A 12729-nucleotide genomic window follows, 5' to 3' on the forward strand; every position below is an offset into this window, starting at 1 on the left:
CAGAACTCAGTACGTCACCTGATACCCACGACTGCCCAAGCAACTGCCCTGGGCCTGGCGATAGGTCTGCACCACTTCCGGTGCCGGCGGGTAGGTGTAGTTGCGCGGGTCGAAACCACTCTGCTGCACCGCCCAGCGATAGCAGTCGTAGCCATCCTGATTGACCTGCTCGGGAGACTGGCCGTTGGCCGGATAGGCCACCACATCAAAACTGTTGCCTTGGGGTTGCGGCTGCGGGTTGGCAACCGGCGCATCGACCACGACGTAATCCTGAGTGTTGGCTTCGTAGATGTAATAGGCGCCGGCCGCGAGAAAGAACAACGAGCTGCCGATCCACACTTCCCTGGCGTAATCGGGCAGGTAACGGGTACGAATGCCCCGCGGTGGCGCGACCACGACATAACGCGGCCCTTGAGGGCGATACCAGTAGCCGCCCGAATAGAAATAGTCTTGGCCGCGATAGGGCACACGGTAGTTGCGATCCGGGAAACGGTCGATCACATAACCCGGACGGTATTGCGGCCCGGGTCCCCAACCGTTGCCATGCCCGCCCGGACGACCGGGCCAAGGCCGGTCGGGACGGCCGTCATGGTCAGGACGTGGACCTGAGTTTGGATAACCATCATTGCGACGAGGGATGTCACGGTAGTAACCCGGTTGCGGTTCACGGGTCTGGGTCACGCTGTCGGGCCGGCCCTGGATCGGCAGGTTGTTGCCAGGTTGCGGCTGCGGCGGACGACCGTGAACGTTAGGGTCCTGGGGTGGACGATCGTAGTGCTGCCTACCTGGGTCCTGCGGCTTGACCTCGAACTGGCGACTGTTGTCGCCCCGAATGATTTCGTTGCTCTGCGGCCGTGGCTGGCCCGAGTAGCCCTGGCCGTTGCCGCCGCGCCCGTCCTGCCCGCGACCGCCGTCCGGGCCGCCACGGTTTTGCTGATCGTCGGCCATTCCCTGCGCACTGACACTTGCCCACAACAGACCAACACCTGCCAAACGCCAGATGCGCGACTTCATGAATTTCCTCACAACGGTTCAAGGCCTGATGATAAGACTGGAAAAGCCCAGGCCGGTTCTGCGACAGATTATCAGCCATCAACTTTAATTCGCTGATATTTACCACGCCGCCCTCTCCGGCTCGACTGATACCGTAACGTGCGGACCTGCCTCGCCCAATATTAAAACGCCACCATTCAAAAAAACATAGCAACTACCGCTCGTCTGATTTTAAGATAAATTTTCATGACAAGAAGTGTTACCACTTAAGATGCCCACCGTTTTAGCTAGGCGACAGGGACTTCCATTTGCCTGAAACGATCGCCGGCATCAGCCGCAGTTAGCCATTCAAGGGAATGAAGGCATGTCACATTTTGGCGTTACGCACGTTTTAGCTTTTTGTGCGATGTTCACATCCCTGGCTCATGCCGCCCCCATCCAGACACCTGGTGATCGTGACCTGATTCGCGATCGTCAGCAGCAATTGCTGCAAGAACAACAAAAACGCCTCGACGAACTTCAGCAACTACCAGGCAAGACCTTGCCTGCCCCTGCACCCGCCAACCCCGACGACCAGCGTTGCTTCAACATCAAGACCATTGAGCTTGAGGGCGCTACCCACCTTGACGCCGGCATGCGCGAGCAGTTGATCAAGCCCTATCAGAACCAATGCTTGTCGGTCGGACAGATCAATACCTTGCTCAAGGCCTTGACCCATCACTATCTTGAGCGCGGTTTCGTCACCACTCGAGCCTACCTGCCACAGCAGGACCTGTCGGGCGGCGTGTTAAAGATAGTGGTCGTCGAAGGGCGACTTGAAGGCTTCGACAGTTCCGCCCTGGCCAGCCCTCGCGAATTGGCAATGACGTTCCCCGGCCAGACCGGTGAGCCGCTGAACCTGCGGGAACTGGAGCAACTGGTGGATCAGCTCAGTCGCTTGCCATCGCGTCAGGCCCAGGTCGAGTTGATGCCTGGCGAGCAGGTCGGCGGCAGCCGCATTGGCCTCAAAGGCGAGCGTGAAAAACCCTGGCACGTATCGGCCACGCGTAACAACGACGGTGACCGCAGCACGGGTCAACAACAAATGGGCCTGGGTCTGGACTGGGATAGCCCTCTAGGCCTAGCCGACCAATTAAGCCTGCGCGCCAATCAGGACGCTGTCAGCGACCACTGGCGTCATTCCGACAATCAGAGCCTGTATTACAGCGTGCCCTACGGCTGGTGGACCTTCAATTACGCCTACAGCCAGAGTTTCTACCGCGCCAGCGGCAACGCCCAAGGCTACAAATTCGGTTATGACGGCACCAGCAAGAACCATGCATTGCGCGCCGAGCGCGTGCTGCATCGCGACAACGTGAGCAAGACCGGTATCAGTTTCGGCCTCAGCCAACTGCGCACACGCAACTACGTGGACGATAACTTCATCGACACCTCGAGCGTGACCATCACCGAGACCCAATTGAGCCTTAACCATGGTCGGCGCATCGGCTCGGCATTCATCAACCTGGATGCCGGCTGGCAACAAGGGATTGGCATGCTGGATGCCCAACGGGACAGCGCTCACCAAGGGCCGCAATCGCGCTACAACAAATACAGCCTGACCTTAAGCTATCTGCAGCCGTTCCGTTTATGGGGCGAAAACTTCAGCTTCGACAGCCTTGCGACGGGTCAGCGCAGCGAAGATGAACTCTACAGCCCGCAACGAATCAGCCTGGGCGGTGTCAGTTCAGTACGCGGCCTGCAAGACCAGACCTTGACCGGTGACAGCGGCGGTTACTGGCGCAACCAGTTGCGTTGGCGTCGGGCTGTGACCTGGCAGCCTCTGCAACCGGTGTTGCAGGAATACGGCGTGGCGTTTGCCTACGATGTCGGGGTCATCGAGGGCCGTTCCTCGAACCCCGACGAACGTGGCCGCGTCACCGGCAACGCCCTGGAGTTCAACGCCAGGGGCAAGAACCTCGCAACTTCCGTGAGTTTTGCCCGCTCACTGGAACGCCCGGGGATTATCGAAAAACGTGAACGTCCGGTGTATTTCCGCGTCGATCTGTTTTTCTGACACCCGACTCGCTCTTGTAAATGGAAGACTTTCACATGGACGTGCGCAGCCCCCTGTCTCAAGGTATTGCCCTGGCTTTGGCCTCGATTGTGTTCCTCAATCCCATCGTCGCCGCGGCGGCCGGTCTTGCGGTCGATGCGGCAGCAGGGGGCAAGACGACCATTGGGGCGGCGGGTAATGGCGTGCCGGTGATCAACATCAACGGCACCAACGGCAGCGGGCTGTCCCATAACAAGTTCACCGACTACAACGTCGGCAAGAACGGCGTGATCCTCAACAACGCCACCGGCAAGACGCAGAACACTCAGCTAGGCGGAATCATCCTTGGCAACGACAATCTCAAGGGTCAGGCCGCGCAAGTCATCCTCAACGAAATCACCAGCGGCAATCGCAGCCAGATGGCCGGCTACACCGAAGTCGCCGGGCAAGCGGCACGCGTCATCGTCGCCAACCCCAATGGCATCACCTGCAGCGGTTGCGGCTTTATCAACACACCGCGCGCCACCCTGACCACCGGCAAACCCATCATGGACGGCCAGCGCCTGGACCGCTTCCAGGTCGACGGTGGCGACATCAGTATCGAGGGGGCGGGCCTGGACGCCAGTGACGTCGACCAGTTCGACCTGATTACCCGCAGCGCCAAGCTCAACGCCAATATCTATGCGAAGAACCTCAATGTGGTCACCGGCCGCAACGACGTCAACGCCGACAGCCTGAGCGCCACTGCCCGCGCCGACGACGGCAGCGAAAAACCGGAGTTGGCCATCGACAGCTCGGCCCTGGGCGGCATGTACGCTGGGGCGATTCGTCTGGTGGGCACCGAAAAAGGCGTGGGTGTGCGCCTGGCGGGCGACATGGCCGCCAGCGTGGGCGACGTCCAGATCGATGCCAGCGGCAAGGTCAGCATGACCAACGCCAGCGCCAACCAGGCCGTCACCGTCAATGGACAGAGCCTGGATGTGCAAGGCAAGGTCTACGCGGGCTCCCAAGTCAACATAAACACAAGCGGTAATGTGACAGTCGGCAAGAGCATCGCCGCTCGCGACAAAGTCACCGTCACCAGCGCCGGCAAGGTCATCAACAACGGCATCGTCGAAGCCGGGGTGAATCCGGACAATACCCGCAACCAGGCTGGTGACGTAGCCATCACCGCCAGGCAACTGAGCAACACCGGTAACGTCGTGGCCAGCCGCAACCTCCAGGTGGGTGCCAGCGAGGTGATCGACAATCAGAACGGCATCATCCAGGGCGCCAACGTTGGCCTGACCAGCGCTCGCCTGGTCAACCAAGGCACAACGGCGCGGGTCTTGGGGGTCAACACGCTGTCTCTGTTGACGCCGGCCATCATCAACCTGGGCGGTTTGATCCGCTTCGGCGACGGCCAATCCGCCACCCTCGATCTCGACACGCTGGACAACACCGACGGCCACCTCGAACTGGCTGGCGGCAGCCTCGCTCTCAATGTCAAGCAACTGACCAATCTGCGCGGCTCAGTGATCGCCGACCAACTGCAAGTGACCGCCGAGCGCCTGGACAATCAAGGTGGCCTGATCGCGTCCAGCGTCGGCCAGTCCATCCTCAACGTCAGCGGCCAACTCGACAACACCGACGGCGTGCTGCAAGCCCAAAGCCTGTTGGATGTCAGCGCCGCCGAGGTACTGAACCAAGGCGGGAAACTTGTCGCTGATCACCTCAAGCTCACTGCCCAGCGTCTGAACAACAGCGCCAATGGCTTGATCAGTGCCGAGCTTGGCAACAACGTATTGACCGTTACACAAGACCTGGCCAATCAGGGCGGCCGGATCCAGGCAGCTTCCGCATTGAGCATCAAGGCCGGGAGCCTGGACAATGTGGGCGGCACGCTGGTGGGCCAACAGTTGACCTTGGTCAGCCAAGGTAACCTGAACAACCGGCAAGGCAAGATCAGCGCCGATCAACTGGCCGTCACCGCCCTGGACGTGGACAACACCGAAGGCTTGCTGCAAGGCACAAGCAGCGCCTCCCTGACCGCCCGTGACCTGAACAACCTCAAGGGCAACGTCAACGGCGGCCAGCTCAGCACGGGCCTGGACAGCCTCAGCCAGAACGCCCAAGGCGTGCTCAGCGCCGAAACCGGCAAGCTGACCATGGTCGTGACCCAACAACTGAACAACAGCGCCGGTCATCTCCAATCCAAAGTCGGTGATCTCGACGTCAGCGCAGCCACGTTGAACAACCAGCAAGGCGTGATCGTCGGTAAGCAACTGCTGTTGACTCAAAGCGGTTTGCTGGATAACCGCGGCGGCCGTGTGGTGGGCGATCAACTGACCGTTGGCGCCGGGCGCATCGACAACCGCGCCGGCGGCTTGCTGCTGGCCGGGACCGGTGGTGCGCTGCTGACGCTCAAGGATCAGGGCCTGACGCGGGGGCAATTGCTCAACAATCAGGGGCGCGTGCAGAGCGACGGCCATTTGCAGATCAATGGCAGCGACATCGACAACCACGGCGGCGTGCTGCTGGGCAGCAGCGTCGGGGCCAATGTCTCCAGCCTGGACAACAGCGCACAAGGCTCCACGATTGCCACTGCCGGGGCCATCGAACTGGCGGTCTCAGGCGTATTGAACAACGCCCTGGGCCTGATCGATGGCAGCGCGTCAACGGTTCGCGTGACCCAGGCCACCCAGCTCGACAATCAGGGCGGCACCCTCACCGGCAAACGCCTGGACGTACAGGCTACGGTGGTGGACAACCGCAAGGGCCAGCTCCTATCCGGCACCGAGGGTTTGAAAGTCACCGCAACCACCGTGAATAACAGCGAAGGACTTGTGCTGGCACGCGGTGGTCACGCCAATCTACAGCTTGATCAAGGCACGCTGAACAATCAGGGCGGAGCGTTGCAAGGCGATAGTGTCGAAGTGAAAGCCGCCGCTGTGGACAACAGCGCACTGGCCGACAAGGCCGGGATCATCAACGCCCAAGTCGGCGATTTGAAACTGGTGGTCGACAACCTGACCAACCAGGCAGGCCGCCTTTATGCCCAAGGGCTGCTCAGCAGCCAGGGCCAGATCCTGGACAACCGCGCGGGCGGTGAAATAAGCGCCAGGACCCTGAACCTCAACGCCTTGAACACTTATAACCAGACCGGCCTGATCGAATCGGGCGGTAACCTGCTGCTGACCGGCAGCAACCTGAATAACAGTACTGGCCGCATCCGCGCCATTGGCGGCGACCTGAGCCAGATTCTGCTCACGGGCGCCCTGAATAACCAGGACGGCTCCATCGGTGTCACTGGCCAGGCGCTCAACCTCCAAGCTGGCGCGATGAATAACCTTGCTGGCAGCGTCGAGCACACCGGAGCGGGTTTGTTCAAGATCGACCTTGCCAGCCTGACCGGCAACCAGGGCAGCATCACTGGCCTGGGTAGCGCCGACGTGGACATCAGCTCGATCAATGGCACCGGGCGCCTGCAGTTCAATGGTGCACTGGATGTGGCCGTAAACGACAACCTCAACCTGCTGGCCGGCGACCGCATCGCCAGCGCCAGCGGCCTGGCGCTAAGTGCCACGACCCTGAACAACAGCGGCGAAGTACTCAGCGACGGTGACCTGGGCCTGACGCTCACCGGCGACCTGAACAATAACGGCCTGCTGTCAGCGGCCAAGGCCGTCAGCATCTCGGCGGGTAACCTGACCCAAAATGGCGGACGCATCGCCAGCGCCGGCGATACCACCCTCAACCTGCGCGGTAACCTGGACAACCTCGGGCGCCTGATCGCCAGCCAGAATCTCAAGATCCATGCCGCACAAGTCAGCAACCGCGGAACCCTCGGTGCCATGGGCCAGTTGGACATCTTCGCGGGCAACGGCATCAGCACCTCAGCCAATACCCTGATCTACAGCGGCGCCGACATGAACCTGCGCGGCGCCACCCTGAGCAACCTCTACGGCGATATCTACAGCCGGGGCAACCTGAGCTTCGCCGCCCTGGACAATGGCCAGGCACAGAGCCTGAGCAACCGTTCGGCGAACATCGAAAGCGAAGGCGACATGAGCCTCAATGTCGCCCGACTGGAAAACACCAAGGACGAATTCGAGATCGGCGAATCCCTGGTCAGCCGCCGTATCGACATCAACTGCACCGACTGTTCCGGCGATCACCACACCGCGACGTTCATCGTCAACAGCACCTACCTGGGTAAAATCATCCAGGACTCCCCGTCCGCACGCCTGATTGCCGGGCGCGACCTGCTGATCAATGCCGGTACCGTGGAAAACAAACAAAGCCTGCTCGCCGCCAACCGCGACGCGTTCGTCAACGCGACAAACTTCTACAACCGAGGGGCAACCCTCGACCAGCGTGTTGAAAGCACCACTTACTTCCTGCACGGGGTGAAGCAAGGCGACTTCCGTTGGGCGGAAGCAAACGCCCATGCCTGGAACGCGGCCAATGCCGGCAGCGCTCCCGACCAGCAGCAACCCATTCCGGGGGCGATCACCCAGTACCCACTCATCGGCCAGAGCAGCGTCGTACACAACGGCACCCAGGCGGGTTACGCATCGACTTTGCAGTCCGGTCGCCAATTGAACCTCGTCGTCACCGGCGACCTTGAAAACGGCACCTTGACTCAACAGGCCAGCGCCCAGCTGTCTGGCCAGAGCCTGACCGATACCGTTGGCCTGGTCGGCGGCCAGACCATCACCGTCAATGCCTTGGGCAGCGGCGGCAGCACCCAGGTCGCGGCGGATGTACGACGCGTCGAGCGCGTCACTGCCGACGGCAGCACCCAGGTCAGCTTCGTGCCAGTGGACTTTGCCGGCGTGCCTTTTGTCACGGTCGACCCCACTGCGCTCGCCACCTATCGCCTGCCGGAAGGTGATTATGGCCTATTCGTGCGCAGCCAGAATCCGGACAGCCGCTACCTGATCGAGACCAACCCGAACCTGACCAACCTCTCGCGGTTCATGAGTTCCGACTACCTGTTCGGCCTATTGGGCTACAACGACGACCGTAGCTGGCGTCGCCTGGGTGATGGCCTATACGAAACCCGCCTGATCCGCGAAGCGGTGCTGGCTCAGACCGGCCAGCGCTTCCTCGCCGCCAGCTTGACCAGCGACTACGAGCAATACCAATACCTGATGGATAACGCCATCGCCTCCAAGGACGCGTTGCGCCTGAGCGTCGGCGTAGCCTTGACCGCCCAGCAAGTGGCGGCATTGACCCACGACATCGTCTGGATGGAAGCTCGTCAGGTGCAGGGCCAGCAAGTGCTGGTGCCGGTGCTCTACCTGGCCCAGGCCGAGTCGCGCAACCTGCGCGGCGGCAGCCTGGTGCAGGCCCGTGACATTAACCTGATGGCCGGCAACGATCTCACCAACGTCGGTACCCTGCGAGCCAGCAGCAACCTGACGGCCGAGGCGGGGAACAATCTCTATCAGGGCGGTCTGGCGCAAGCCAGCGAGCGTGTGAGCCTGATGGCCCAGAACAGTATTCGCAACGCCTTGGGCGGCGAAGTACGCGGCAATCAGGTCGACCTCACCGCCGTCAAAGGCGACGTCGTCAACGAACGCGCCGCCATGGAAGTGCTCTACGGTTCCGGCTCGCGGACCAACCTGGACCAGGGCAGCCTGATCAGTGCCCGCCAGCAATTGAATGTCAGCGCCGGACGCGACCTGACCAACAAAGGCCAGATCAATAGCGACGGCAATGCCACCCTCAATGCCGGTCGTGATGTGGAATTGCTCGCGGTGCAGGATCACACCTTCACCCAGAGTGCGATCCGCCGTGGCCTGGTGACCAACAATACGGTCAAGACCCTTGGCTCCAGCGTGACCACTGGCGGCAACCTGGAAGTGAACGCCGGACGCGATATGGCGATCGTGGCAAGCCAGGCCAAGGCCGGTCACGACCTGGCCCTCAATGCCGGCAATGACATGGCCATTATCTCGGCCCAGGACGAACAGTCCTCGACCTTCTACCAGAAGAAAAAAGGTTCCTGGGGCAAAAGCAAAACCACCCAGAGCGCGGACTCGGCGACCACCAATGTGGCTTCGCAGATCGAGGCCGGACATGACCTGACCGTCAACGTCACCCAGGACAAGGACGGTCGCATCGGCCTCAATGGCGGCCACGACGTGAGCGTGATCGGCAGCCAGCTCAAGGCCGGCAATGACGTGTTGGTCGGTGGTGCCGGCGACGTGAACCTGATGTCGGCGCAAGAGCAGACCGACAGCAGCTACAGCGTGAAGAAAAAAGGCAGCTTTGGCCTGAGTAAAAGCGGCAATAGCCGCAGTTCCAGCAGCATCACCCAAGTGGGCAGCGAGCTGAACGCCGGGAACGATGCCGTGGTGGTCGCTGGCGGTAACGTCAACCTGTCCGCCAGTCGGGTCGATGCCAAGCGCGATGCGCAGTTGCGCGCCGGGATGATCGACAAGACCGGCGACGTCAACCTGATGGACGCGGCCAACGAGTCCACCAGCCAGAGCGAGAAGTACAAAAGCAAAGTGGGCTTCAGCACCTCCGGCAACTTCATTTCCATCGCTTCGGCGAAGAAGTCCGGGCAGGAAAACCTGCAAACCCAAAGCGTTGGCAGCCAGGTCAACGCCGGCCGCGATGTCACCCTTCAAAGCATCCGTGACGTGAACATGATCGGCAGCACCGCCGAGGCAGGGCGTAACCTGCAAGTGGGTGCTGGGCGCGACGTCAACGTGTTGGCCGGTAGCAACAGCCAGGACCAGAGCAACTGGAAATCCACGAAGCAGAGCGGCCTCTCCCTGGAAAGCGACCGCAACGGTTTCACTGCATTTGCCGGACGCGAAGCGACCAGGCAAAAGTCCCGCGACGCCCAGCAGACCGCTGCCGGCAGCCAACTGGTGGCGGGCCAGGACATGACCGTCCAGGCCGGACGCGACCTGACCCTCGAAGGGGCGGGCCTCGACGCCGGACGCGACATCAGTCTCCAGGCCACGCGCGACCTCAATGTCGACGCCGCCGATGAAACCTTCATCCAGGAACGCAGCAAGACCCGCGACCGCAACGGCCTGACCGCCAATATCAGCCACAACTATGGCAATACCAAGGACGCCATCAGCGGCACCGGCAAAGGTGAAGACAACGTCAGCAAAGCCTCCAGCGTGCTCAGCACCGTGGACGCCATCAACTCCTTCACCTCCGGGCCAACCAGCGCTACCCATTTCGGCTCGGCCAGCCAGGGCACCAGCTCGCGTTCGGAAATTCGTGACAACGTCCCGTCCACTTTAAGCGCCGGGCGAGACATCAACGCCGTGGCCGGTAACAACCTCAATGTGCGCGGCAGCCAGTTCGAGGCCGGGCGCGACATCACCCTGGTGGGCAAGAACGTCAACCTCGACGTGGCCCGTGGCGAGATCAACGAGGAGAGCCAGACCACCCGCAGCCAGGGCGGCATCAACGGCCAGAGCGGCGGTGGCAGTGGCCGCGCCGGGATTGGCGGCAGCAATGGCGTGGCCAGCGAAGAAATGACCCAGGGCACCAACAACCCGAGCGTCCTGCTTTCCGGGCGGGACACCAACATCGAGGCGAGCGAGAACCTGAACATGGTCGGAACCCAGGTGATCGCCGGCCACGACATCGACCTGCGTGCCGGCAAGGACCTGAACATCCGCGCCGCGCAGAACGACTCCAGCAGTGAGTCCACCCGTCGCAGCGGTGGTGGCGAGGTCGGCATCGCCGTGGGCGGTAAAGACTTCATCGCGGTCTACGCCAGCGTCGACATGGGCAAGGGCAAGCTGGAGCGCGAGACAGAGAAACAGCAGACCGCCTACCTCTATGCTGGAAACCAGTTGCGCTTCAACAGCGGCAACGACACCACCATCGCCGGCGCCAACCTGCGCGCCGACGAAGTAGTCGGCCGCGTTGGCGGCGACCTGCTGGTGTCGTCGGTGCCGGACACCGGCAAAGTCAGCGGCAAGCAGTTCGATGCCAGCGTTACCGTCAGCATCGGCCTGGCCGGTGGTGGTGGGGTCAGCGGCTCGGTGGGCGCGGGCAAGACCACCGGCAAGACCCGTTGGGTCGAGCAGCAAACCAGCATCACCGGTAAAAACGGCGTGGATATCCGTACCGAGAAACACACCCAGATCGACGGCGCGCTGATCGCCGCCGACAATGGCAAGCTCAAGCTTGACACCAACACCCTGGGCTTCCGTGACATCAATGGCGTAGACAAGGAGCACAGCTACTACGTCAACGTTGGCGGTGCCTTTGGTTGGGGCGCGGACGCGGGTAACGGCGCCAAGGCCACCGGCGGCAAGGACGTGGCCTTCACTGGCGACAAGAGCCTGAGCGGTGCCCCCAAGGAAGGTTTCAATGGCTGGAGCGTGAGCGGCTACGACTATCGCAAGGAGCGCGAGCAGGACGTGCGCGCCACCGTCGGCGCGGGCAATATCATCGTGCGCAACGATGCGGTGACCGGGCAAACCTCCACCGGCGGCCTCAACCGCGATCCGTCCAAGGCCTACGACATCACCCGGGACAAGGAAAAGCGTACCGACCTCTATGTGAGCGAGTCGTCGTTGAACTCGGTGGGCAACCCGTCGCAAACCTTGGATCGGTGGAAAAAAGGGCTGCAGAACTATGGCAAGAGCAGTTCCGACCTGTTCAAACCCTATGGCGACATGACCGACCTCACCGAAAAAGCGCTGGCGGAAAATCCGGGCCTGGCGCCTTTGGCGTGGATTCCGGGCGTGCTGCAAGCTGCTTTGGATAAAACCTCATACGGGACCCTGGGCTTGATGCCGGGCGTGATCAGCCACGGCGGCGCAGCGACGCAACTGCCGGTGCTGCTCAGCGGTGATATGAGTTTTTACCGCACTACAGTGGATTACAAGAAAGACGCCACGGGCAAGATCATCATGGACCCGAAGACCGGCAAACCGCAGGTGAAGAAGGTCGACTTCGACTTGATTGTGCGTCCTGACGCCGAGGGGGTGATTGCCATCAACGGCATTCAGAACTCGCTGCAAGATGCAGCGGTGAATGGCAGCATGCAAGGCGGCAAGGACAGCTTCATGCAAGGCTACAACCCGGAGCACGGCCTCCTGGGTGACCTGGTGGAGTCCCTATGGGACGTGGCCTTGGGTAGCGTCAAACGATCCGGTAACGCGCAACAGGTGAGTGAGTTCTACCAGGCGGGTATTGACCAGGGGTTCAAGCTGGACTTGGTGGGCCACAGCCAGGGCGCGTTGCTCACCTATCGAGGGCTTGATGGACTGCAATTCGGCAACAGTGCAGGCGGCATTCAACTGTCTGGCGCCCCGGTGTACGCACAACACTTCTTCGACGCCGCCCAAGAGGCGGGCTTCAATACCGACGGCAACAACGCAGTTTTCCAGGTCAACCGTCCGGACAGCCAAGTGTTCTTTGGCACGCTGCCCAAGACAGACACCGTGTCCGACTTGTTGGGTCACAATGCCCTTAACTCCAACGATTGGATCATGCGGTACCTGGGGGCTGTATTCACAGTCCCCGGCCTGCTGGGTAAAGACAGTCCGCATTCCAACTACTTGTGCCAAGTGAAATCCATGTGCCAGACAGGCACTAACCAAGTACAACAAGATTTCAAGAACGGCACGACGACAAACAAAGACGGGACGACGAAAAAGACTTATATCGTGCCAACCTTTATCGACAAGGATGGTAACGACTTCGGCGCCTCACGTTGAGGCCTG

The 12729-nt window shown here is 61.4% G+C and carries 3 protein-coding genes; 2 read left to right on the forward strand and 1 reads right to left on the reverse strand.

Features of this window, described 5'->3' with window-relative positions:
* Window positions 1–6 precede the first annotated feature (6 nt).
* Window positions 7–1014: a DUF6515 family protein gene (locus AD659_RS24040; protein WP_053125615.1), complete on the reverse strand. Its 1008-nt coding sequence runs from the start codon at window positions 1012–1014 to the stop codon at window positions 7–9.
* A gap of 343 nt (window positions 1015–1357) precedes the next feature.
* Here AD659_RS24040 and AD659_RS24045 point away from each other — a divergent pair, with 343 nt between their 5' ends.
* Both AD659_RS24045 and AD659_RS24050 read left to right on the forward strand, forming a co-directional pair.
* Window positions 1358–3049, forward strand: coding sequence for a ShlB/FhaC/HecB family hemolysin secretion/activation protein (locus AD659_RS24045; RefSeq protein ID WP_053125616.1), 1692 nt, complete (start codon window positions 1358–1360; stop codon window positions 3047–3049).
* 35 nt (window positions 3050–3084) lie between these two features.
* Window positions 3085–12723 (forward strand): hemagglutinin repeat-containing protein, encoded by a 9639-nt coding sequence (locus tag AD659_RS24050; RefSeq protein WP_053125617.1) that lies wholly within the window; start codon window positions 3085–3087, stop codon window positions 12721–12723.
* The last annotated feature ends 6 nt before the right edge of the window (window positions 12724–12729 follow it).

This window comes from Pseudomonas thivervalensis (genome assembly GCF_001269655.1).
Classification (GTDB): domain Bacteria; phylum Pseudomonadota; class Gammaproteobacteria; order Pseudomonadales; family Pseudomonadaceae; genus Aquipseudomonas; species Aquipseudomonas thivervalensis.

Bases quoted from the DNA above. Each gene is read 5' to 3' on its own strand.
- AD659_RS24040 (WP_053125615.1), bottom strand. From the start codon at position 1,014: ATGAAGTCGCGCATCTGGCGTTTGGCAGGTGTTGGTCTGTTGTGGGCA.
- AD659_RS24045 (WP_053125616.1), top strand. From the start codon at position 1,358: ATGTCACATTTTGGCGTTACGCACGTTTTAGCTTTTTGTGCGATGTTC.
- AD659_RS24050 (WP_053125617.1), top strand. From the start codon at position 3,085: ATGGACGTGCGCAGCCCCCTGTCTCAAGGTATTGCCCTGGCTTTGGCC.